Source organism: Rhizobium sp. P38BS-XIX (assembly GCF_012641435.1).
Lineage (GTDB): Bacteria > Pseudomonadota > Alphaproteobacteria > Rhizobiales > Rhizobiaceae > Rhizobium.
The window spans coordinates 17,092-40,863 of the sequence record NZ_JABAIJ010000014.1 but is presented as its reverse complement, the minus strand read 5'-3'; the positions used below and the strand labels follow the sequence as shown (position 1 = coordinate 40,863).

The following is a 23,772-nucleotide window of genomic DNA, read 5'->3' as shown; positions in this document are numbered from 1 at the left end:
CGCTTTTCAGAGGAATAGGCATGGCGGATAGTGGAGACAGGAGCGCCACGTTCGGGAGAAAACATGCAGTCTCATTCGCAAGGAGCCGGCCGGCTCACCACTCACGTGCTGGACACGGCGCTCGGCAAGCCGGCACAAGGGCTGCGCATCGATCTTTATCGGATCGAGGGCGATACGCATCACCATCTTCAAACGACGCAAACCAATGCCGATGGTCGCTGCGATGCTCCGCTTCTGTCAGGGGATACCATGAAGGCCGGCACTTATGAGCTGCGCTTCCATGCCGGCGATTATCTTGGCCGCGCATCCGATGAACCGATGTTTCTAGACATCATACCGATCCGCTTCGGCCTTGCGGATGAGAGCTCGCATTACCATGTGCCGCTGCTGGTGTCGCCCTACAGCTATTCCACGTACCGAGGGAGTTGAAATCATGACCTCCGTCGCCATCCGCTCCCAATTGCGCTTCATCCTCAATGGCGAGGATATCGTTCTTGCCGACGTCAAGCCAAGCCAGACCTTGCTCGATTGGCTGCGGCTTGCACGCTCGCTGAAGGGCACCAAGGAAGGCTGCGCCGAGGGCGATTGCGGCGCCTGCACCGTGCTCGTCGGGCGCCTGACCCCGACGGATGGCCTTGTGTATGAAAGCGTCAACGCCTGCATTCGGTTTCTTGGGTCACTCGACGGCTGTCATGTGGTGACTATCGAACATGTCGCCGGCAAAGACGACCACCTGCATCCTGTGCAGCAGGCCATGGTCGATTTTCATGGCTCGCAATGCGGCTTCTGCACGCCCGGCTTCGTCATGTCGCTCTATGGCCTGTGGATGCAGACGCCAAATCCGTCTGATCGGCAAATCGAGATCGCGCTTCAGGGCAACCTCTGTCGTTGCACCGGCTATGAGCCGATATTGCGTGCCGCCCGTGCCATTTCCAACTATGGCGGCACCGAGCGCGATCCGCTTCTGATAGAACGCGCCGCGATGATCGCGCGGCTCAAGGCGTTGCGCGACGGCGCTCGCGTCGAAATCGGTGAAGGCCGAGATCGGCTGGTCGTGCCCGCCGATCTCGACGATTTCGCTTCAGTCCTCGATGCCTCTCCGGGTGCCACAGTGGTTTCCGGCTCCACCGATGTCGGCCTTTGGGTCACCAAACACATGCGCGACATCTCGCCGGCAATCTTCATCGCCAGCCTCTCCGAGCTGAAGTCCATCGCCGTCGAGAATGGCGTTATCACCATCGGCGCAGGCGTCACCTATGCCGAGGCTATCGCGACGCTTTCACAACATATTCCGGCCCTCGGCGCGCTGGTGAACCGCATCGGCGGCCAGCAGGTGCGCAACATGGGTACGATCGGCGGCAATATCGCCAACGGCTCGCCGATCGGCGACACTCCGCCCCCGCTGATCGCGCTCGGCGCTTCGGTCACCCTGCGCAAGGGCGCCGTCCGGCGCACCATCGTGCTTGCGGATTTCTTCATCGCCTATGGCAAGCAGGATCGGCAGGCCGGAGAATTTGTCGAAGCCGTGCATGTGCCGATCCCGAGCGCCAACGAAAAATTCGCGATCTACAAAGTCACCAAGCGTCGGGACGAGGACATTACCGCAACGCTCGGTGCATTCCGCCTGTCGCTCGATGCCGGCGGGATGGTGACGGCCATTAACATTGCCTATGGCGGCATGGCCGCCACGCCGAAACGCGCCTTCGCTGTCGAAGCCGCACTGCTCGGCAAGCCCTGGAGCGAAGAGACGGTAGCTGCGGCAATGGAAAAATATGCGGAGGACTATTCGCCGCTGACCGACATGCGCGCCACCGCGGATTATCGCGCACTAGCAGCGAAAAACCTTCTTCTTCGCTTCTATCTGGAAACGACGTCCAGCGCGGCACCGGCTCAGGTGTCGAGATATGAGGCCGCCTAGCCATGAACAAGCACACGTCCGATCTCAAGGCCGAAACCATCGTTGGCGGCGTGCACGCAAGCCCGCGCCATGACTCGGCTCACAAGCACGTCGCCGGCACCGCCGTGTATATCGATGATATCCCGGAACCCATGGGCACCCTGCATGCGGGCATTGGTCTGTCGACCGTGGCCCACGGCATTTTGAAGTCCGTCGATCTCACCGCCGTTCGCGCCGCACCCGGTGTCGTAACCGTACTGACGCATGCGGATGTGCCCGGCGTCAACGACATCTCGCCATCCTATATGAACGATGATCCGGTGCTTGCCGACGGCAAGGTCGAGTTTCATGGTCAGCCGATCTTCTGTGTCATCGCCGAAACACGCGAGCAGGCGCGCCGCGCCGCGCGGCTTGCCAAGATCAAATACGAGGCATTGCCTGCCGATATCGACATCTGGGATCTCGATGTTGCAACCCATCGACAGGTCGTCACGCCGCTAACGCTAAAGCGCGGCGATGCAGCGTCAGCCCTTGAAAGCGCGCCACGGCGAGTGACGGGTCGCATGCGGCTCGGCGGCCAGGATCATTTCTATCTTGAAGGCCAGGTATCACTTGCCGTTCCCGGCGAAGACGACGAAGTCGTGGTCTATTGCTCGACACAGGGCCCGAGCGAGACACAGCATATGGTCGCCCATGCACTGGGTGTGCCGAGCAATGCCGTGACGATCGAGGTTCGCCGCATGGGCGGCGGCTTCGGCGGCAAAGAAACGCAGGCGAACCAATGCGCTGCTATCGCGGCCATCGCCGCCAAGATGTTGAAGCGCGCGGTCAAGCTTCGGCTCGATCGGGACGAAGACATGGTCGCGACGGGTAAACGGCACGACTTTGCCATCGACTACGACATCGGCTTCGATGATGAGGGGCGCATCCTGGCCGTCGACTATACTTTCGCGCTAAGGGCCGGCTTTTCCGCCGACCTCTCCGGCCCCGTCGGCGATCGCGCGCTGTTTCATTGCGACAATGCCTATTTCTTCCCACATGTGCATGCGAAATCGGCTCCGCTCTACACCAACACGGTCTCCAACACCGCCTTCCGCGGCTTTGGCGGCCCGCAGGGCATGGTCGGCGCCGAACGCGTCATTGATGAAGTGGCTTTCGCGGTCGGCAAGGACCCGCTGGAAATCCGCAAACTCAATTTCTACGACGCAATGGGCGTCCAGGGCGAGCGCAACCTCACCCCCTATCACCAGAAGGTCGAAGACTGCATCATCCAGCGCATCGTCGCCGAACTCGAGGAAAGCGCCGATTATGCCGGGCGCCGCAAGGCGATCGCCGAGTTCAATGCCGGGAGCCGCATCGTCAAGCGCGGTATCGCGCTGACGCCGGTGAAATTCGGCATCTCCTTCACCAAGACGGAATCGAACCAGGCCGGCGCGCTGGTACATGTCTATAGCGACGGCTCGGTGCACATGAACCACGGCGGCACGGAGATGGGACAGGGTCTGCATCTGAAAGTGGCGCAGGTCGTGGCGGAAGAATTCCAGATCGATCTTGACCGGGTGAAGATCACCGCGACGACGACAGCCAAAGTGCCGAACACCTCGCCGACGGCCGCCTCCTCGGGTGCCGATCTGAACGGCATGGCGGCGCAGAATGCCGCACGCCAGATCAAGGAGCGATTGATCGCCTTTGCAGCGGAAAGCCATCAGGTGCAGCGCGATCAGGTCATATTCCTGCCCAACCGCGTGCGCATCGGCGAGATCGAGATGTCCTTCCCCGATCTGATCAAGAAGGCCTATATGTCGCGTGTGCAGCTATCGGCTGCGGGATTCTACAAGACGCCGAAGATTCATTGGGACCGCAAGGCGGGACGTGGTCATGCCTTCTACTACTACGCCTATGGCGCTGCCTGTTCGGAAGTCTCGATCGACACGCTGACGGGCGAATACGTGATCGAGCGCACGGACATTCTGCATGACACCGGCAGATCCTTGAACAAGGCGATCGATATCGGCCAGATCGAAGGCGGCTTTATTCAGGGCATGGGCTGGTTGACCACGGAAGAACTCTGGTGGGATGACAAGGGTCGGCTTCGCACGCACGCGCCCTCCACCTACAAGATCCCGCTTGCATCCGACCGCCCGAAGATTTTCAATGTGGCGCTGACCGACTGGTCGGAGGCCTATGAGCCGACGATCCATCGTTCTAAGGCCGTCGGCGAACCACCATTGCCGCTTGGTCTTGCCGTCTTGCATGCGCTTTCGGATGCGGTGGCAAGTGTTGCGGATCACAAGGTCTGCCCTCGCCTCGATGCACCGGCAACGCCCGAGCGGGTGCTGATGGCGATCGAACGTCTGAAGGCTGCGCACAAGGAGTGAGGTGATGAATGCCGCGCGCGAGGATATCCGGGACTTTCTACGCCGTGAACCGGTGTCGATCCTTGTCGAGGTGACGGGGGTTGCAGGCTCGGCGCCGCGCGACACCGATGCCTGGATGCTGGTATCGGAGCGCGCGATCTTTGCGACCATTGGCGGCGGACAACTCGAATACATGGCGATCGATCAGGCGCGCCGGGCCTTGCGCTCCGGCCTTTCCGCAGAGCCGATGAACGTACCGCTCGGCCCGGAGATCGGCCAGTGCTGTGGCGGCCGGGTGGGACTTGCCTTCACGGCTCTCAACACGGAGCGCGAAAACGAGCTTATTTCCCGCAGCGACCGGGAAATGGCGGCGCGTCCGCATGTCTATGTCTTTGGGGCAGGACATGTTGGCGATGCGCTGGCCATGGCATTGTCGCTGGCGCCGCTGCGCGTCGTGCTTGTGGACACGCGAGAGGATGAGCTCACGGCGAGCGCGGTCCCTCGCATCGAAACCTGCCTGACGGCCATGCCCGAGGCCGTCGTGCGCGACGCGCCAGCCGGCAGCAGCTTCGTCATCCTGACCCACGATCATGCTCTCGATTTCCTCATTGCGGCAGAGGCGCTCCGGCATAGGGATGCCGCCTATGTCGGCATGATCGGCTCCAAGACCAAGCGCGCGACGTTTCGCAACTGGCTTTCGCGGGAAACGGGACAGGCCCATCTTTTCGAACGGCTTGTCTGCCCGATCGGCGGCACGGCCGTGAAGGACAAACGGCCCACGGTCATCGCCACGCTCGCCGCCGCGGAAATCATGACGGCAGCGCTAACGTGGTCCGCCGATCACGCAAAACTGGCCGGAGTGACAAACCGCTAAAGTCGGCCTATCCCGCGCATTCTCGATCAAGCACGGGCCGTTATTGGATAATCGGTAGCTGCTTCAAAGGGTTGGCGAGTGACACCCCAAGCGGCTCGAAATGGCGTTCATTGGCGGTCAGGACGGTCAGTCCGTGTGCAGCAGCAGTCGCCGCGATGGCGATATCTTCAAAGCCGGGGTCGTGCGCTCTGGCTCGATCGAGCATCAAACCAGCCTGTCTCGCCTCTTCAATGCCGAACGGCAGGATACGACCGGCATAGAAGTGTTCGACTGCGGCAAGCCAGCGGCGTAGCTGCTGCGCTTTCGTCGTCGCCTCGATCCTGACTGCCCGCGCAATGCCTGCCTCGATCTCGGCGATGGTGATTGCCGAAAGATAAAGCCGGTCGCTATTCGCGCGGACCCAGGCTGCAAACGCCTCGGCCCCGACATGACGCTTGGTCGGCGCGTCGGCCGATACGATATTGGTGTCCAGCAGATACAAGATCAGAGACCGCTTTCACGCAACGAGCGAGCGGGCTTTCGCGATCGTTCGGGAATATCCGCCGCCTCGCCGGGAAAGGCTAAAAGCAGATCGGCGAAATCGGGCACTTTGGAAACCCGTTGCCATTCTTCAAAGGAAACCAGCACGGCTTCCTTGCGGCCATGGCGGGTAATGACTGTGGGTTCGCCGGCCACGGCCTGATCGACCACCGCGGAAAGCGTCGCCTTCGCATCCTTGAGCTGGATTTCCTTCATCTCGTGCCTCCATATGACCACCGATAGTCATATATGATTTTGCCGGCAAGGTTCAAGCAGAGATCATCAACATTGCGTCGCGGAAGGTCGTTCGCATCATCATTCCGCCGTCGCAGGCTCTTCTTGCAGAAGCTTGCCGATCAGCCGCTGACAGCGCTCTGCCATGAAATCGATCATCAGGCGGACCTTGGGATCCTGAAACCGCTTGTGCGGATAGATTGCGGCGAGTTGGACCGAGGCGGGCGGACTGTCCTTCAGAATTTCTACCAGCCGTCCGTCCTTCAGATGCGCCCTCACCTCGAAAAGCGGCTTGTTGATGATGCCGCGATCTTCGAGCGCCCATTGCGTGAGCACGTCGCCGTCATCGCTGTCATAGGGGCCGGCAACCTCGAATTTTCGTGGACCATCTGCCGTGACCAAAGTCCAGAAATATTCCTTGGAGCCTGGATAGCGTAGCAGAAGACAGTCGTGCTTGTCGGAAATCAAGGCGTCGGCGGTGGGCGGCACGCCACGGCGCGCGAGATAGTCCGGCGAGGCGCAAAGAACACGCTCGCAATTCAGGATACCGCGCATGCGCAGGTTCGAGTCCTCGAGCACACCCAGCTTGAAGGCCACATCGACGCCTTCGGCGAGGATATCGACATTGTGATCGGAGAGGCGCACGCGCACCTCGATATCCGGATATTTGTCGTGAAATTCCGGAATGCCAGAGGCGATCAGCCTTCGACCGATGCCAAGCGGCGCCGTGATCCTCAACGAACCTTTCGGATTGCGTGAGAGATCCGCGATCGCCGCTTCCGCCTCGTTGACGGCCTCGATGATCTTCACCGCCTTTTCATAGAAAACACGACCGTGCTCGGTCGGCGAGAGCTTGCGCGTCGTCCGGTTGAACAGCCGCACCCCGAGATGACGCTCCAGTTCCTTGATGCGATTGCTCGCAACCGCGGGCGTGACGCGCTGATCGCGCCCTGCTGCCGAAAGGGTACCGAGTTCGACCACGCGAACGAAGACACGCACGTTATCAAGATAGGACATGACATCTTTCTATCACATCGGCGTGAGGAACGAACCAGGGCTGATCTTATAGATTTTTTTGAAAGTGTTGCGGATTCACCGGGATTTTCGAGAAAATCCAGGGATGGCAAACAACCCCTTCAAGATCGGGAGGGAGTTCCCATGTATGAATATGCCATCGCCTGGGATTGGCTGACATTTGCCGTCCGCTGGCTGCACGTCATCACGGCTATCGCCTGGATTGGCTCGTCATTCTATTTCGTAGCGCTTGACCTCGGCCTCAAGAAGCATCCGGCGCTGCCGCCCGGTGCCTATGGCGAGGAATGGCAGGTCCATGGCGGCGGCTTCTACCACATCCAAAAGTATCTGGTTGCGCCAGCCAACATGCCGAACCACCTCGTCTGGTTCAAATGGGAAAGCTACGTCACCTGGATGTCCGGCTTCGGCATGCTCTGTCTTGTCTATTATGCCGGTGCAGACCTCTACATGATCGACCCTGCCGTGCTCGACGTCTCCAAGCCCGTGGCGATTGCCATTTCGCTCGGCTCGATCGCCGGTGGCTGGCTCCTATACGACCTGATCTGCAAATCGCCCTTCGGCAACGACAATACGCGGCTGATGGTGGCGCTGTACTTCATTCTCGTGGGGGTCGCCTGGGGTTATACGCACCTGTTCACCGGCCGCGCCGCCTTCCTGCATCTCGGCGCCTTCACCGCGACGATCATGTCGGCCAACGTGTTCTTCATCATCATTCCGAACCAGAAGATCGTGGTTGCCGACCTGATTGCCGGTCGCACGCCCGATGCGAAATACGGCCGCATCGCCAAGCAGCGTTCAACGCACAACAACTACCTGACGCTGCCCGTTCTGTTCCTGATGCTGTCGAACCATTATCCGCTGGCATTCGGCACGCAGTTCAACTGGATCATCGCCTCGCTCGTCTTCCTGATGGGCGTCACTGTCCGCCACTGGTTCAACACCCGCCATGCCAATGCCGGCAACCCGACCTGGACCTGGCTGATCACCGTCATCCTCTTCATCATCATCATGTGGCTTTCCACGGTGCCGAAGATCCTGACGGAAGAACCGACGACGAAGATCTCCGCGACCCAGCAACCCTTCGTCACCGCCGAGGCTTTCCCCAAGGTGCGTGACACGATCATGGGCCGCTGCTCCATGTGCCACGCAAAAGAGCCGAGCTGGGAAGGGATTATCGCGCCGCCAAAAGGCGTGGTCTTCGAGACAGATCGCGACATTGCCGCCCATGCCCGCGAGATCTATCTGCAGGCCGGCCGCAGCCACGCTATGCCGCCGGCCAACGCCTCTCACATAACCGACGAGGAGCGCCGCCTGCTCGTCTCCTGGTACGAAAGTGCCATCAATGGGGAGAAGACCCAATGAACGAAGTCCTGATCCGTGGCCGCGTGCTGACCTTCCTTTCCGAGCCGCAAGGTATCGATGATACCGCGTCCTATCGGTATATCGAGGATGGCGCGGTCTATGTTCGCGATGGAAAGATCGTTGATATCGGCTTGTATAATGATGTTCGCAAGCTGGCTGATGCCGGCATCAGGATCGCCGATCATCGTCCAAACCTCATCCTGCCCGGCTTCATCGACACGCACCTGCATTTCCCGCAGACGCAGGCAATCGCCTCCTATGGCGCACAGCTACTCGAGTGGCTGAACACCTATATTTTCGTCGAGGAACAGAAGTTTGCCCGCGCCGCCCATGCGGCCGAGGTTGCAGACCGTTTCATGGACGAACTCCTATCCAACGGCACGACGACAGCAGTCGCCTATTGCTCGGTGCACCCGGAAAGCGTCGATGCCTATTTCGGGGCGGCCGAAGCGCGCGGCATGCGCATGATCGGCGGCAAGGTCATGATGGATCGCAACGCGCCTGAGGCGCTGCGCGATACGCCGCAACGCGGCTACGACGAGACCAAGCAGCTGATCGAGAAGTGGCATGGCCGCGGCCGCGCGCACTACGCCATCAGCCCTCGCTTCGCCATCACCTCGACGCCCGAACAGATGGAGATGAGCAGGGCGCTCGTCGCCGAACATCCGGACTGCTACGTCCAGACGCATCTCTCCGAAAATCGGGACGAGATCGCCTTTGCCACGTCTCTCTATCCCCAAGCCAAGGACTATACGGATATTTATGCCCGCTATGGGCTGCTCAACGAGCGAACGCTGCTCGGCCACTGCATCCATATGAGCGAACGGGAAGTCGCCGTGCTCGCCGAAACGGGCGCGGTCGGTGTCTTCTGCCCGACTTCAAATCTCTTCCTCGGCTCGGGGCTTTTCAACGCCGCGGAGTTCGACAGGCTCGGCGCCCGCTGGTCGGTTGCCACGGACGTCGGCGCCGGGACGAGTTTCTCCATGCTGGAAACGATGGACGAGGCCTACAAGGTGCTGCATCTGCAGGGGCAGCGACTGACCCCGTTCAACTCCTTCTATCGCGTGACGCGCGGCAACGCCCTGGCGCTCGGTCTCGAAAAGCAGATCGGCTCGCTGCAAGCAGGCGCCGACGCCGATATTGTCGTGCTCGACTCCGGCGCCAAATCGGCAATGGAATTCCGCATGCGCACCGCGACGTCGCTGCTCGAGGAACTCTTCGTTCTCCAGACCATGGGTGACGATCGCTGCGTTGCCGAGGTCTATGTCGCCGGAAAGGCGATGAAGACGAACCGGAAGCCCGAGACCGCTGGTCAGCGGACGTCACAGAAGGCCCCGGAATATAGCTAGGGTCTGCTGGGAGGCAGAACCGGATTGCTAGATGGCAGGCCCCATGCGAATGGGGCTTCCATCGCTGAACCGGGAAAAGCGAAAACGCTGGAGATTGTGCCCGATTTTATTTCCCTGGATCAGGTCGGCCACGATGCGGCCGATGCCGGGGCCAATCCCGAACCCGTGTCCGCTCATTCCCGTCGCAACAAGCAGACCATTGATCGCCGGCACCTTGTCGACGATCGGCACCGCATCCGGCATCGCGTCGATCATACCGGCCCACGCCTTCTTCAACCGGATCGTTTCGAACTGCGGAAACAATTGCTTGAAATTGCGCTCTATCGCGCGAATGCCCGCAGCTTCCGGCGCGGGGTTGAGCACGCGCATGCGCTCGAACGGCGTCAACTCATCCGGCGTCCAGCGGCGCGGCGTCGACCATGCATCCGGATAACCGGAGGGCGCAAGCGGCAGATAATGGGTTCCGAACGGATTGTTCATCAGTGCGGGAAAATACTTTGTCGCGTGGCGGAAGGCGTCCGGCCCGACATAGAGCAAATTGCTGCCACCAGGTGCCAGCGTATAACCGCCGTCCTGCCGACGCCGGAAAGCAATGGTGTCTTCGGCGGCGGCGCCTGCATGAATCTCCGGCAACGGCTCCGTCGCGGCGACCGTTGCCCTGACGCTCAATTGCGGGATGGAAATACCGTGTCGCTTGAGAAAGAGAGAGGACCAAGCGCCGCCGGCGACGAGAACGGTGGAGGTTTCGATGCGACCCGCCTCGGTGCGCACGGCACTGATCCTGCCGCCCGACAGTTCGAGATTTCGCGCGGCACAGTTTTCCACGATCGTAGCGCCGTGCCGCACGGCAAGCCGGGCAAGTGCCGGCACGGCGAGCCAGGGTTCGGCACGATAGTCGGACGGGGTGGTCATAGCCCCCTTGAACTTTCGTGACATGCCCTGGATCAACTGCGATGTCTCGTCTCCATCAAGCAAGCGGGTATCGAGCTGATAGGTGGCCGCGAGTTTCATAAACTCTTCGAAATCGGCCATATCCTTGTCCGAGTTCGCGAGATAGGTCACACCGGTCTGATTGAGGCCGATGTCCTCGCCCGTTTCCTTGGCCAACTCCCGCCATAGACGACAGGCTTCGATCACGATCGGAAGCTCATCCGCATCCCGCCCCTGCTTGCGGATCCAGCCCCAGTTTCGGGAGGATTGCTCTGCTGCGACCCTTCCCTTCTCAAGCACCGTGACCGGAATGCCCCTTTTCGCCAGAAACAGCGCCGTCGTCACGCCAATGACGCCTCCACCAATGATCACCACGTCCGACGTCTTCGGCAGCGGACCGGAAAATTGAATGGGATCAGCTTCGGAGAAGGGAAACACAGGCAAGGGCACATCCTGACGATCTGACTACATCGATAGACTTAGTAGCCATTCTTGGAGAGCCCATCAAGAACAGTCGATCGCGGGGATCGACCCGAGCAGACTGCCAAACGACGCCGGACGAGCAATACCCGGCGTCGTGACGTCATGAATCAACCCAGCTGACGCAGGGTGTGTCTTCAAGTTTCACGCGCACCATTTCTGCACGGCAAGCGCGATCGCCTTGGTGCAGTCGACCAGATCGCGGACCGAGACCCGCTCATTCGGCTGATGTGCCTGAGCCGGATCGCCCGGTCCAAAGTTGACGGTCGGCGTATTGCCGAGAGAGGTAGGCAGGCCGATATCGCTATGCGCGCCAAAGCCGCACAGAGCGGGCGACAGCTCGGCCGTTTCGACGGCATCCTGAAGCAGGCGGACGAATGGATTGTCAGCCGGCACCTCAGCGCAATCCGCATCGAGGATCCATTCCACGCGGGCGGGATGTTCACGCAGATAGGGATCCGCCTGGCAGATGTTGCGGACATGCTCCTCGATCTCGCGCTTCACATGGCCGCCAAGACCGACGTCATCCTTCTCGCTCGGCAGATATTGCGCATCGATGATGATCTCCGCCTTGCCCGCCATCGAGGATGGATGTTCGCCCGCCTTGACCTGCGTGACGATGATCTGGTTGGGCAGATCCATGAGGGGATGGTTCTTCCTGGGGTCGAACATCCATCGGCGATTGAGGATATCGATGCCATCGAGCATCTGGCGGCAAAGCTGCACCGCATCTACGGGCCCGCTCGTGTACCAGGCATTCGGGGTCAATTCCGCATGGCCGCCGATGCCGTCAATGATGATCTTTCCCCAGAGGATGCCGTGGCAGAGCGGTGCGATACGGTTGGCGGTCGGCTCGGTCATGATGCCCGCATCGGCGCGGAAACCACGATCCACCATGGCAAGCGATCCCATTCCGCCGATCTCTTCGTCGACGACGGTCGTGAAGACGATATCGCCCTTGAGCGGAACATTCATCTCCTTGAGGATCTCGACCGCCATCAGCATGCAGGCAACGCCACCTTTCATGTCGACGGTGCCGCGACCATGCAGAAAGCCGTCTTTCAAGACGGGGCCAAAAGGATCCGTCGTCCAGTGCTCCGGCGCACCGGGCGGCACCACGTCGATATGGCCGGTCAGCATGATGGAGCGGCCACCGCCGGTGCCCTTCAGAACGCCGCCGAGGTTCGGGCGTCCTTCAAATGTGCGGCCCTTGTTCGCTCCCGGCCGTCCTTCGTACTTCGCATAGAGCGCCGGCCCGTCGGGGTCCCAGAGATCGGTCATAAAGCCGAGGCGTTCCAGGCGCTTCTGCAGATAGAGCTGGCAATCGCGTTCCCCGGGGCCTGCTTCCTTCGGATTGGATTTGACGATCGACGGGAAGGCAACGAGATCGCTCAAGGTCGCAACGATGCGCTCATGCGCTGCCTCGACATGGTCGGCGATCAAAGTTTCAATGGATGGCATTCTTATCTCCAGTGTTTCGAAATGCGGTCAATGAGGAGAACGGCGATCAGCAGCGCACCGACTAGGCCGACCTGCCACACGGTGTTGACATTGAGCTGCAGCAATCCCGTCTTAAGCGTCACCAGGAGGACAACGGCGGCGATCACACCGCCGATGCCGCCGGTGATGGCGATGCCGCCGAGCATGACGGCCGTCAGCGATTCCAGTTCGAGGTTTTGGCCGATATTGGGTCGAGCGCTGCCAAGCCAGGCGATCGAGACCAGCCCGGCGAGGCCGGCCAGGGTGCCGCCCAGCGCATAGATCGTCAGGCGCACCCGGTCGACGGGGATGCCGACGAGGCGGGCCGAGCGTTCATTGTAGCCAAGAGCGAAGATCCAGGCGCCCCAGGCGGAACGCATCAGCACCACCGATCCGAACAGGAAGGCCGGCAATACGACCGTCGTGAACGGTACCGGCAGCCCGAAGAATACACCCCGCCCCCAGCTCAGCAGCCAGGCCGGCACGCCCGACTGCGCGGCGCCGCCGGTCAAGGCAACGGCGAGCCCAGAATAGATGAACAGCGTCCCAAGGGTAGCAATCAGCGGCAGGATCGAAAGCCGGGTCACCAGCAAGCCGTTCAGCGCGCCGAGGGCGGCTCCGATCAGAATGCATGCAACCGGGATAGCCAGCGTCGGCATGCCGGCCTTGACCGCGAGCATCGTCAGTGTCGCCGAAAGAGACACCGTGCCGCCAACGGAAAGATCGATCCCCGCGCCGCCTGCCAGGACGACAAGCCCCTGTCCAAGCGCCACGAGCGCAAGAATGGTCGAGAACTGCAAGATGGTGGTGATCGTGCTCTGGCTGAACATCGATGGTTTGAGAATGCCGAAGAGCACGACAACCACGATCCAGAGGACGCCAAGCAGCATCAGGATGCGCGACGAGCCGTTCATAGTTTGGTTTCTGGTCATCCGCGCATCCACTTCGTTTTCAATGCAGCAAGCTGGCTGGCCGGCATTTCAAGCGCCAGAACGCCAATCAAAAGCGCGCCGGTGACAACCGACTGCCAGAGAGAAGGGACACCCATGAGCAGCAATCCGTTCTGCAGGATCCGCAAAAGAACGACGCCGAGGGCCGTGCCCAGGAGACTGCAGCGTCCGCCGGTGATGCTGGTGCCGCCAAGAACGACCGCAGCAATCGCATCCAGCGCCAATGTCGATCCGATTGCCATTTCGACATTGCGATAATTGGCAACATAGAAACTGGCAGCCAGTCCGGTCAGCGCACCGCTGATGACGAAGGTTGCCAGGCGCACCTTCATGACCGGCACACTGGAGAGGCGAGCCTTCTCTTCGGAATTGCCGACGGAGAGAAGGTGCGGGCCGAAAGGCGTGCGCCTGAGCGCGACCCAGACGGCAAGATAGACGACGGCGATCGCGATGGCGGCGAAGGGAACTCCCGCCACGCTGCCAGCGAGAAGCCCGGTCAGATTGGTCGGCAGACCCGACAGCCATTGCCCCCCGAGTAGGGCAAAGACGGCCGTTCGGTAGACGCCGAAAAGACCGAGCGTTCCGACGATGGCCGGGATGCGGCCGATCACGACGACGGCACCGGTCAAGAGACCGAGGCCGGCACCAATGGCAGGCCCCAGCAGTGCTGCAGGCAAGGCGCCCCAGCCCGCAAGCAGGGCATTGGCAACGCCGATCGCCGCAAGCCCCATGACGATACCGATAGACACATCGATACCGCCCATGGCGAGCAACAGCGTCATGCCGAGACCGACGAGCATCAGCTCTATGCTGTTGCGCACGATCGTATCGATGTTGCCCATGGTCGCAAAGAAGGGCGATGCGGCGGTGAAGACAAGCGCGGCGAGAATGGCCGCGCAAAGCAGCGCCCATTCACGTCCGCCCATGGCGAGGAAGCGTGGACTTAACCGTCGCATCGCGTGATCATCCACCGTCAGAAGTTGAATTTGTCGACATTGTCGGCGGTGAAGATGGCCGGCGGCCCCAGCAACAGGATGCCCTTGGCGGCATCGTAGGTGACGGGAGCATCGAAGCCAGGCACCTTGTTTTCAGCGGCAAACGCCTTACCGTCGATCAACTGCTTACCAGCCCAGACAGTCAGATAGCCAAGTTGAGCTGGATCCCAAAGAACAGTGAAGCCGAATGCGCCGCTCTTCAGGTAGGCCTTTGCCGTGTTCGGGCTGCAATAACCGGCTCCGATCACGCTGCCGATCTTGCCCGCCGTCTCGATGGCCTGGGCGACGCCGGGGCATGTCGAGGAGGCGACCGCAACGATAGCCTTGAGATCGGGATTGGCGGTCATCAGGTCGCCCGCGATCTGCGCTGCGCGCTGCGCGGTGCCGCCTGCATATTGCGGCTCAAGCAGCTGAAGTTTGGGGTATTTTGCCGCCGCGCGCTGCTTCATGAAGCCGATCCAGGCATTGAGATTGGACGCCGTCGCCTCGCCCGAAACAATGCCGATTTTCGCATCGGCACCCACTCGCTTGACGAGTTCATCGATGATTGCGCCGCCAAGACCCTCGTCGGTCGCCTGAGCGACATAGACGGCGCGGCCGCTGTCGGGCGCATCGCTATCGCTGGTGAAGAGCTTGACGCCCTTTGCCTTGGCAGCTTCGACCACCGGAGCGATAGAGGAGGCGTCGAGCACGCTGACCGACACGGCATTGACGCCCTGATCGATCAGGTTCTGAACGATCTGCAGCTGATCGACCGGGTTGGTGTCGACCGGCCCGGTGTAGATGAAATCGACGCCAAGGTCCTTTGCCGCGCGTTTGCCGCCTTCTTCCATGGCATTGAAATAGGGGATGCCGACCAGCTGCGGCACGAATGCCACCTTCGGCTTGTCTTGCGCAAATACGGTCGATGCGAGCGCAAGGCTCAATGATGATGCAATCAGCACTGTCTTGAGATTGTGAAACATAGGAGGAGCCTCTCTGGAGATTGGACGTGCTTTTTATTGATTGGTTTCAAGCGCCCGCACGTCGGGGTGAGCGCCTGTTATGAGGGAGACGATTTCTTCGGGTGTCGTTTGCTGCCGCAATCGCTCCGCGACCTTGCGACCGCGGCGAAAGACGACCATGCGGTCGGCGACTTCGAAAACGTCGGCAATATTGTGACTGATGAGCACAACGGCGCAGCCGCGCTCGGCAAGACGCCGCGTCAACGACAGCACCTTGCGTGTTTCGGCAACTGCGAGCGCCGCCGTCGGCTCGTCCATGATGACGAGTTTGGCGTTCAGATTAAGCGCCCGGCAGATAGCAACGGCTTGACGTTGACCGCCGGACAGGCTGCCGACCGGTGCTTCCGGATCGGAAATATGGGCGTCGAGTTCGTGCAGCAAAGCATCGACGCGATCCCGCATCTCCGTGCGGCGCAAGAAGGGTATGCCGAGCACCGAACGCCGCAGTTCACGGCCAAGGAAAACATTTTCCGCAATGGAGAGGTTTTCCGAAAGGGCCAGCTCCTGAAAGATCGTCGCGATACCGGAGCCCGCCGCATCTTTGGGAGACGAGAAGGTCACCGGCCGACCCTCCACGAGAAGTTCGCCGTCGCTTTGAGTATGCGCACCGGCCAAAATTTTTACGAACGTCGACTTGCCAGCACCGTTGTCACCCAGCAATGCCAGGACTTCGCCGCTGTTGATCTCGAGATCGACGCCGGTGAGAGCGGCAAGCGCACCGAAGCGCTTGCTGATCCCGTTGGCCTTCAAGAATGGATTTTTCATTTTTTTGTTCCCCTGCTTCACGCTCTTCAGGCGGCGCGACTGATCCATCGCAGGATGTTTTTCCAAAGGGTCGCGTAGCCGGGCCATGCGACGAATTCATTGGGCAGCCAGTGGGGTCCGATATCCGAGGTCCAGGCCACCGTGCGGCCCTCGCCGTATTCGCCGGTGACCAGCAGCGGATGACCGCCTTCCGATTCCGGCAACGTCGCTACGAGCTCGACGCCGGCCTGCTGTTTGACGACAACCTCGTTGGCACCCAGAAGCAGGGGCCATTCGCCTTCGATGCCGTCGAGGATCGGATGCTTGCTTTTGACGACAGCGCGGAAGCCCTCAGGAATTTCGAGGCGATCATCATAGGGCAGGCACTCGACGGGCAGAGCCTCTTCGACCGGCGTACGACGCCAGCGCGCCTTGCCGTCGATCCCCTGGAAGCTGAAATATCCGCCGGCCATCATCAACCCGCCGCCTGCCGCAGTCCAATCGCGGATGATCTTCAGCCGGTTTGCGACCGGCTTCCCATGCAGCCACACGGCCGGCGGCAGGAGCAGGGAATTGGCTCCGATATCGGAGAGAATGATGGCCTGATAGGCGGAGAGGTCATCGAGAGAAAATGGAAATTTCTCGACTGCGTCATGCGCAGTCATGTACGTGATCTCAAATTCACTACCCTTGAGGGCGTCGACCAACGGCTCCGCACCGAGATGGAACGTGACGCTGCCAAACTGATCGAAGCCCTTGTAATGGGTTGCGGACGAGACCCAGCTCTCTCCGACCAGCAAAACCTTGATTGTCATAGTCTTCTCCTTGACGATTTTTCTTGAGCATGGCGGCCGTTTTCGACCGTTGTCTTCACTTCGACCGAAGGCAGCAGCGCTGCGATCTCATCGGCGCTTGCGGGTCGTCCTTGCGCCCCTTCGGCTGTCGTCGTGAGGCTGGCGCCGATGGCGGCATGGCGAGCGGCATCTGCCAGCGATTTGTCGTGCAGCCAGAGGCTGAGGAAGATGCCAGCAAATGCGTCACCCGCGCCGGTGGCGTCGACCCGCGTGATCGGCAAGGCGGGAACCTCGATCGGAACGCCGCCGCCTCTGGCGAAGATGACGGCCCCGAATTCACCGAGCGTCAGAACGACATCGCCGCGCATCTTGATGTGCTTGAGGATGCGATCCGCCTCATCGATCATCGATGCAAGCGGGGTACGAATCTCGAAGATTTCGCGAAAGGTCTCGTCGTTGATGAATGTCAGATCGACCTGCCGGACAAGGGCCGCAAACGCTTCCGGGGTGCGGGAGCCGGCAGGAAGGCCGGCGGTATGGAGGCTTACCTTCCATCCCGCCGCGTGGAAGCGGGCGATCGAGGGGACCATGCGTTCATAGTGAAAGCCTTCGATATGAACGCAGGAGCGCACGCTGGCCGGCTCGATGTCCATGTTTTCGGTGAGGTCGATCTCGCTCAACTCGAACGTCTCGTGGATGATCGTCCTGCTGCCATTGGCCTCGATGATCACGATCGCCCGCGGCAGGCGGTTCTTGATCGGGCGGCGAATGGGAAGAACGTTGACGTTGCGCGCCAGCAGCTCGGCAAGCGCCCACTCGCTGTCCCCGTCATCACCGATCGCGGTTGCAAGATCGATCTGAAGCTCGTAGGGCGCACCCATGCCGGCGGCGGCGACAGCTAGATTGGCGGCCGGGCCGCCAAGCGCCTTGTTGATGTGATCCGCGGCGACACGGTCATCGCGATGGGGCAGAACGGGTACACGGCAGAGATAATCGAGGCAGATATGACCGACGACGAGCAGCCGCGGATTGCCTTCCTTTGCATGCACGGCCTTTGCCGACATCATCGGCAACGAACGCGCAAACACACTCGGTCGATAGGCGAGCTTATGGATCGCCGCCTGAATGCGATCGGCCGTCTCGGGTTTGACGGGGACCGTTTCGTTCAGGAAATTCGATACCGTCCCGACGGATACTCCGGCGGTGCGTGCAACATCGGCAATAGTCGGTCGTCCCTTTTTCATGGCTTCCAGATCCATTGAAACGCTTCAAATGCTATGAAGCACCCGAGGGAACGTCAAAGAAATCGAAAACTAATTTTGGGAGCGATTCGGCGCCTGATGCTGGAAACAGGCGGCACTGAATGAAAAATTTAACCAAATCGGAGCCGAATTGAATTTTCTTCAATCGTCAAGCCGAGGGCGTTCAATGATGAAATTTCAAGTTTCGACCTGAAGGAGGCGCCACGCCGTGGCCCAGAGTTGGCTGTCATATATCTGGCGAATTGAAAGCGTGGCTTCAATCGATGACGGAATAGCCCTATCCGGCAGCGGCCGTCGTACCCCTGACGACAAGATGGGTCTCAAGAACGTAACGAACATCGCGGATACTGCGGTTGCTCAGCATCTCGAGCAGGAGGGAAATAGCCAGCCGACCGGCTTCATTGGACCGATTGGAGATTGAAGTCAGCCCCGGATAGGTGACGGCGCCAAGCACGTCGTCACAACCGATCAAGCTGAATGTGGCGGGCACCGCGACTTTTCGCTCCGACAGACCCGCCAATACGCCTTGAGCAGTCACGTCGTCGAAGGCGATCGCGGCCGTTGCACCGGCACTTAGGATCGCGTCCACGACATTGCGGCCGGAGCTATAGCTGGGAAGTACGGCCGGCACGACCTCAAGCTCCATGCGAAAGCTTGAGGCAGCCGTGCGGATTGCCGCGCGACGCTGTTTGTTCGACCAGGAATTCGACGGGCCGCTGACATAGACAATCTTGCGGTGGCCGAGCTGCGCCAGATGTTCCACGGCTTGGCGGACGCCGGAGCCACTGTCGATGAGCACGCGAGGAATACCCTCGAGGTCACGATTGATGAGAACAAGCGGCAACTGGCTGGCATGCGCACGAATGCGCTCGTCGCTAAGCCGCGAGGAGGTCAGCACAAGGCCTTCGACCTGGCCGGCAAAACGCCCGACCAGCTTGTCTTCCTGCTTGGGATTTTCCTCCGTATTGCCAAGGAAGATGCAGAAGTCCGAACGATCGGCCTCGAGCTGGGCCGCCTGGATCAGCGGTGGAAAGAACGGATTGGCGATGTCCGGTACGATCAGCCCGATGTTGCCGTGGCGGCCGGTGCTGAGCGCTCGCGCCGTATGGTTCGGCACATAGCCCAAAGCCTCAGCCGCCTTAAGGATGCGTTCGACTGTTTCGGGCAGCAGCATGTCGGGTCGCGTGAAGGCACGGGAGACGCTGGAACGCGCCACCCCTGCGGCATCCGCAACCTGGCTGATGGTAACGCCCTTGGCCCGCTTGATCATCGTGTCTTGAAACTCGCTCGCTCTGGACCCGCTTACCATAAAGTTCACAGCCTCATCAATCGATGCAGAAGACTGCCATTCATCCACTTGACATGCAACCGGTTGCATGAAAGTCTTTGACCAACAAGAACAAGGGGAACCGTAACGGCCGCGACCGCAGGATATGGCGTCGCGCCGCTGGTTTCCGCACATCAATCGTGGAGACCGTATTGAATTCCGCCATACGCCCCTCGCCGATGACACGGCGAACCGCTGACCAGCTTGTCGTCGAAAGCTTTGCGACCCGTGGAGACATGGGTGCAGCGGCAGCAGCCGATATTGCAGCGGCGCTGATCGAACGCCTTTGCAGCCACGCGACTGCGCGCATCGTCTTCGCCTCGGCACCCAGCCAGGCAGATACATTGGCGGTACTCGCCAATTCGCCGGGGATCGACTGGAGCCGTGTCACGGCCTTTCACATGGACGAGTATATCGGGCTGGATCCAGCGTCCCCCGCACGCTTTGCCAACTGGCTCGATGCCAATCTTTTCAATCGACTGCCCTTTGCCGCCGTGCATCGCATGACACCCGAACCGGACGCCGAGGCCGAAGTTTCCCGCTATTCTGCACTGATGAACGAGGCGCCAATCGACTTTGTCTGCCTTGGCATTGGCGTAAACGCGCACATCGCCTTCAACGATCCGCCTGTCGCGGAATTCGACGATCCATTCGACGTCAAGCTCGTCGAGCTGGACGATGTCTGCCGGCAGCAACAGGTAGACGACGATTGCTTCCCGGATCTGGCCTCGGTGCCGCATCGCGCCATCACGCTCACCGTACCAAGGCTGATGCGCGCGGGCCGCCTGTTCTGCGTCGTGCCGGGTAAAATCAAGCGCGAGGCGGTTTGGGGAACGCTGTATGCTCCCCTCAGCGAGGAGTGCCCCGCAACCATCTTGCGTACGCATGCCGCTTGCACCCTTTACATCGACAAGGACTCGGATCCCGATGCCTGACGCCACCAAGATCGACGTCGACGCACTCTGCGACAGCTATTTGACCTCCACCCAGGCGTTGATGCACCGAATCCTGGCAGAGGAGAAAGCAGCTCTCGACGGCGCGGCTTCCAAACTGGCCGACCAGATTGCCGCCGATCGACTGGTGCACATATTCGGGCCTGGCGGTCATTCCAATCTGGCTGCGCAAGAGGTGTTTTTCCGCGCCGGCGGGCTGATGCATATCAGCGCCATCCTTGACGAAGGCACGCTGCTTTCCAATGGTGCGCTGCGCTCGATGGCGATCGAACGCACACCGGGATACGGCAAGATCGTGATCGCCAACAATCGTATCGACGCAAACGATCTTCTGATCCTCATCAACGCCTATGGCATCAACGCCGCCCTGATCGATGCGGCATTGGAAGCACGCCATCGCGGCGCCTTTTTGATCGGCATCAGCTCGCACGAGCACGCCAACAAGACGTCACCGGACCATCCGGCCCGCCATCCGACCAAGCGCAATCTGCACGACCTTGTCGACATCGCAATCGACTGCAAGGTGCCGATTGGCGACGCAGTCGTCACGATTGCCGGCATGAGCGAGAATATCGCGGCAATCTCGACCTTTGCCAATGCCTTCGCGCTGAACTGCCTGGTCATCCGCACGGTTGCCAAGCTGGTGGAGCGGGGTATCGAACCGCCCGTCTGGCGCAGCGGCAATGCACCGGGTGGCGATGAGGCAAACGGCCGTTTCATCGCGAACTTCCAGGGTCGGGTAAAGGCGCTGTGATGGTTGTTGTCGACGGCATTGATCCCCGCACAGGCACGGCCATTGCGATAGAGATCGTCGACGGCGCGATCGCGGCGATAAAGCCGTGCGAGAGCGCAAGCCCCACCTTCATTTCAGCTGGTCTCATCGACCTGCAGGTCAACGGTTTTCGCGGCTTCGATCTCAACAACGGCGCTGTTACACCGAATGTTGTGCGATCGATATGCGGGGAGCTGTTGAGCGTCGGCGTAACGACGTGGTTGCCGACGATCATTACCGCATCGGAAGCAGCGATCCTGCAGGCCCTGGAGGCGATCGCCGAAAGCCGCGCTGACGATGGACTGGTTGCCGAGATGGTGGCAGGCGTTCATCTCGAGGGGCCTTCGATCTCGAGAATCGATGGCCCTCGTGGAGCCCATCCGCTCGCCCATATCCGGCCACCGTCCCTTGCGGAGTTCGAGCGCTGGCAGCGCGCCTCGGGCAATCTTGTTTCCATGGTGACGCTTGCACCGGAGCATGAGGGATCGATCGACTATATAACTGCACTGACAGCGCAGGGCATCCTCGTCTCTCTCGGCCACACGGCGGCCACGCCGGAGGAAATCCACGCCGCAGCCGCAGCCGGAGCCAGACTCTCGACCCATCTCGGCAATGGCGCTGCATCCATGTTGCCGCGCCATCCGAATGTCATCTGGTCGCAGCTTGCCGACGACCGCCTGACCGCCAGCTTGATCGCCGACGGCTGGCATCTGCCGCCCGATACGTTCAAATCCATGCTGCGTGCCAAGGGGATGGCGCGGACCATTCTCGTCTCGGACATGGTTGCCCTGGCGGGAATGCCGCCGGGCCTCTATCGGCAACCGGTCGGCGGCAATGTGGAAGTCTCGCCTGAAGGTCGCATCGGCATTGCCGAAACACCCTATCTCGCCGGCGCCAGCCTGCCTCTTGCGGCGAATGTCGCAATTGCCGCGGAGATGGCGGAAATTCCACTTGCCGACAGCTTGCTGCTCGCCACGCAAAATCCCGGCCGGTTCGTCGGCGGACGCGGACGATTGGAAGTCGGCGCCAGAGCCGATCTCATCCGGTTCGAATGGTCAAAGGGCGATCGCGAGATCCGGGTGCGGGAAACCTGGCTGCGCGGCGAAAAGGTATTCGACCGATGATCCAAGCCGGCGCCGCCATCATCGATATCACCCCGCCGCCAGGACTCGCGATGTCCGGTTTTGCCGCGCGAAGCCTCACGGCAACGGGTGCGCACGATCCTCTAACGGCACGGGCGCTCGTGATCGGCGATACGGCAATCGTCGTGGCCGACGTCATTGGCATCGACAAGCAGATGAGCATGCGCATAAGGCAGCGCTGCTCATTGCCCACAGACAATGTCGTGGTGGCCGCTCTTCACACACATGGCGGCCCCGTTTCGATGGAAGGTCGCCTCGGCGCTCCCTCGGATCCGGCCTATCTGGAAAGATTGGAAGACGCGTGTGTGGCAGCGATCAACAAGGCGGCCACTTCACGGCGGTCGGCCGAGATGACAATCGCTAGGGGTAGCGATCCCAGGGTCGCTCGCAATCGGCGCCATATCGACGGACCGGTCGATGCCACCCTGCCGCTGTTGCGCGTGCGCGGCGAAGATGGGGCGATGATCGCCGTGGTGACCGGCTATGCCTGCCATCCGGTCGTTCTTGCAGCCGATAACTTGCTCTGGACGGCGGACTATCCGCATTTCGTTCGGCAAGCATTGGAGGGCGCCCATCCCGGCGCAATCGCAATCTTCCTGACCGGCTGCGTGGGAGACGTGAACACCGGTCATTCCGCACATGCTTCCATCACGCTGACGGCCGCGCCAGATCGAACATTTGATGCAGCGCGGCGGATCGGCAGCAAGGTCGCACAAGCGGCGCTGACGGCTGTGGAGCGGCCAATCACTGACAGCATCCATGTGTTCAACGACACGGTGATGCTTCAGTTCGAGCGCCGTGAAGAGGACTCACCGAAGGCGCTGCAGAAGCTCTGGCGCGACGAGGCACCGACCGCCGAACCTGCGCGCAGGAACCTGCTTGGCTATTGGACCGAATGGGCGCAGCAGGTCGCACCCAAAGGACAGGAGCCAATGGCGGCGCGCGTCACGCTATTCGATTGGGGAGGTATAACGATCGTGGCGCTGCCCGGCGAAATCTTCACCGAGACCGCATTGTCGATCCGAGCTGGCATCGCATCCGGCGAACAGTCTTTCATCATCGGATTTGCGGAGGACAACCCCGGCTATATTCCCCCCGCGAGTGAGTTCCAGCATGGCGGCTACGAGGTGGATGAGGCTCATCGCTACTACGGCATGCCTATAACATTCGCGCCGGGCTCAGCAGAGGCACTTGCCAGATGCGCGATCGATTTGGCCAGAAAGTTGGATAGCGCCGCCTGACCAGTGGCGACATCCAAGATGAGCCGAAGCTTGACACGCAACCGGTTGCATGACAATTTTTCCAACAAAGAT

At 60.8% G+C, this 23,772-nt stretch carries 22 protein-coding genes; 10 read left to right on the top strand and 12 right to left on the bottom strand.

Going from position 1 to position 23,772, the window contains the following annotated elements; translation table 11 throughout:
* The first annotated feature begins 63 nt into the window (after positions 1-63).
* Genes uraH through xdhC form a run of 4 tightly spaced genes read left to right on the top strand, consistent with a single transcriptional unit; the run spans position 64 to position 5,128 of the window.
* Positions 64-429: a hydroxyisourate hydrolase gene (gene uraH / locus HGP17_RS29660; RefSeq protein ID WP_168814888.1), complete on the top strand. Its 366-nt coding sequence runs from the start codon at positions 64-66 to the stop codon at positions 427-429.
* A 4-nt stretch (positions 430-433) separates the two neighbouring features.
* Complete coding sequence (xdhA, locus tag HGP17_RS29655) at positions 434-1,918, top strand: xanthine dehydrogenase small subunit (protein ID WP_168814882.1); 1,485 nt, start codon at positions 434-436, stop codon at positions 1,916-1,918.
* Between the two features lie 2 nt (positions 1,919-1,920).
* Entirely contained in the window at positions 1,921-4,275 is a 2,355-nt protein-coding gene (gene xdhB / locus HGP17_RS29650; protein ID WP_168814880.1) for a xanthine dehydrogenase molybdopterin binding subunit, read from the top strand.
* A gap of 4 nt (positions 4,276-4,279) precedes the next feature.
* Positions 4,280-5,128: a xanthine dehydrogenase accessory protein XdhC gene (xdhC, locus tag HGP17_RS29645; RefSeq protein WP_168814878.1), complete on the top strand. Its 849-nt coding sequence runs from the start codon at positions 4,280-4,282 to the stop codon at positions 5,126-5,128.
* Positions 5,129-5,168: 40 nt separating this feature from the next.
* On the opposite strand, the gene HGP17_RS29640 is transcribed toward xdhC, so the two are convergent.
* The 3 genes from HGP17_RS29640 to HGP17_RS29630 all read right to left on the bottom strand — a co-directional run bounded on the left by HGP17_RS29640 (position 5,169) and on the right by HGP17_RS29630 (position 6,898).
* Positions 5,169-5,609: a PIN domain-containing protein gene (locus HGP17_RS29640; protein ID WP_168814876.1), complete on the bottom strand. Its 441-nt coding sequence runs from the start codon at positions 5,607-5,609 to the stop codon at positions 5,169-5,171.
* A 2-nt stretch (positions 5,610-5,611) separates the two neighbouring features.
* Positions 5,612-5,863, bottom strand: coding sequence for a type II toxin-antitoxin system Phd/YefM family antitoxin (locus tag HGP17_RS29635; RefSeq protein ID WP_168814874.1), 252 nt, complete (start codon positions 5,861-5,863; stop codon positions 5,612-5,614).
* Between the two features lie 99 nt (positions 5,864-5,962).
* Positions 5,963-6,898, bottom strand: coding sequence for a LysR family transcriptional regulator (locus HGP17_RS29630; RefSeq protein ID WP_168814872.1), 936 nt, complete (start codon positions 6,896-6,898; stop codon positions 5,963-5,965).
* 141 nt (positions 6,899-7,039) lie between these two features.
* Between HGP17_RS29630 and HGP17_RS29625 the strand changes: the two genes are divergently transcribed.
* Together HGP17_RS29625 and guaD are read left to right on the top strand one after the other, a co-directional pair.
* Complete coding sequence (locus HGP17_RS29625) at positions 7,040-8,278, top strand: urate hydroxylase PuuD (RefSeq protein ID WP_168814870.1); 1,239 nt, start codon at positions 7,040-7,042, stop codon at positions 8,276-8,278.
* On the top strand, positions 8,275-9,627 hold the full coding sequence (gene guaD, locus HGP17_RS29620; protein ID WP_168814868.1) for a guanine deaminase: 1,353 nt from the start codon (positions 8,275-8,277) through the stop codon (positions 9,625-9,627). Before HGP17_RS29625 ends, guaD begins: the two co-directional genes overlap by 4 nt.
* A gap of 27 nt (positions 9,628-9,654) precedes the next feature.
* Here guaD and HGP17_RS29615 read toward each other — a convergent pair whose 3' ends face one another.
* The 9 genes from HGP17_RS29615 to HGP17_RS29575 form a co-directional block, all read right to left on the bottom strand.
* Positions 9,655-11,001 (bottom strand): FAD-binding oxidoreductase, encoded by a 1,347-nt coding sequence (locus tag HGP17_RS29615; RefSeq protein WP_168814866.1) that lies wholly within the window; start codon positions 10,999-11,001, stop codon positions 9,655-9,657.
* A gap of 180 nt (positions 11,002-11,181) precedes the next feature.
* Positions 11,182-12,498 carry an ArgE/DapE family deacylase gene (locus HGP17_RS29610; protein WP_168814864.1) on the bottom strand — a complete coding sequence of 439 codons (1,317 nt, stop codon included), beginning with the start codon at positions 12,496-12,498 and terminating at the stop codon, positions 11,182-11,184.
* Between the two features lie 2 nt (positions 12,499-12,500).
* Positions 12,501-13,448, bottom strand: coding sequence for an ABC transporter permease (locus tag HGP17_RS29605; protein ID WP_205926190.1), 948 nt, complete (start codon positions 13,446-13,448; stop codon positions 12,501-12,503).
* The gene (locus HGP17_RS29600; protein WP_168814862.1) at positions 13,445-14,422 is read right to left on the bottom strand and encodes an ABC transporter permease; all 978 of its coding nucleotides are present in this window, start codon (positions 14,420-14,422) and stop codon (positions 13,445-13,447) included. Before HGP17_RS29600 ends, HGP17_RS29605 begins: the two co-directional genes overlap by 4 nt.
* Positions 14,423-14,439: 17 nt before the next feature.
* A complete protein-coding gene (locus HGP17_RS29595) occupies positions 14,440-15,426 on the bottom strand; it encodes an autoinducer 2 ABC transporter substrate-binding protein (RefSeq protein ID WP_168814860.1) in 987 nt (328 codons plus the stop codon).
* 33 nt (positions 15,427-15,459) lie between these two features.
* On the bottom strand, positions 15,460-16,230 hold the full coding sequence (locus HGP17_RS29590) for an ATP-binding cassette domain-containing protein (RefSeq protein WP_168814858.1): 771 nt from the start codon (positions 16,228-16,230) through the stop codon (positions 15,460-15,462).
* A 26-nt stretch (positions 16,231-16,256) separates the two neighbouring features.
* On the bottom strand, positions 16,257-17,024 hold the full coding sequence (locus tag HGP17_RS29585; protein WP_168814856.1) for a glutamine amidotransferase: 768 nt from the start codon (positions 17,022-17,024) through the stop codon (positions 16,257-16,259).
* The gene (locus tag HGP17_RS29580; RefSeq protein WP_168814854.1) at positions 17,021-18,247 is read right to left on the bottom strand and encodes a PfkB family carbohydrate kinase; all 1,227 of its coding nucleotides are present in this window, start codon (positions 18,245-18,247) and stop codon (positions 17,021-17,023) included. Before HGP17_RS29580 ends, HGP17_RS29585 begins: the two co-directional genes overlap by 4 nt.
* A gap of 295 nt (positions 18,248-18,542) precedes the next feature.
* Entirely contained in the window at positions 18,543-19,535 is a 993-nt protein-coding gene (locus tag HGP17_RS29575) for a LacI family DNA-binding transcriptional regulator (RefSeq protein WP_168815075.1), read from the bottom strand.
* Between the two features lie 209 nt (positions 19,536-19,744).
* Here HGP17_RS29575 and HGP17_RS29570 point away from each other — a divergent pair, with 209 nt between their 5' ends.
* Genes HGP17_RS29570 through HGP17_RS29555 form a run of 4 tightly spaced genes read left to right on the top strand, consistent with a single transcriptional unit; the run spans position 19,745 to position 23,700 of the window.
* Positions 19,745-20,527, top strand: a complete 783-nt coding sequence (locus tag HGP17_RS29570; RefSeq protein WP_246704285.1) for a 6-phosphogluconolactonase — start codon at positions 19,745-19,747, stop codon at positions 20,525-20,527.
* The gene (locus HGP17_RS29565; protein WP_168814851.1) at positions 20,520-21,299 is read left to right on the top strand and encodes a sugar isomerase domain-containing protein; all 780 of its coding nucleotides are present in this window, start codon (positions 20,520-20,522) and stop codon (positions 21,297-21,299) included. The genes HGP17_RS29570 and HGP17_RS29565 overlap by 8 nt, the downstream gene beginning before the upstream one ends.
* Positions 21,299-22,441 (top strand): amidohydrolase family protein, encoded by a 1,143-nt coding sequence (locus HGP17_RS29560; protein ID WP_168814849.1) that lies wholly within the window; start codon positions 21,299-21,301, stop codon positions 22,439-22,441. The genes HGP17_RS29565 and HGP17_RS29560 overlap by 1 nt, the downstream gene beginning before the upstream one ends.
* On the top strand, positions 22,438-23,700 hold the full coding sequence (locus HGP17_RS29555) for a neutral/alkaline non-lysosomal ceramidase N-terminal domain-containing protein (protein WP_168814841.1): 1,263 nt from the start codon (positions 22,438-22,440) through the stop codon (positions 23,698-23,700). Before HGP17_RS29560 ends, HGP17_RS29555 begins: the two co-directional genes overlap by 4 nt.
* The last annotated feature ends 72 nt before the right edge of the window (positions 23,701-23,772 follow it).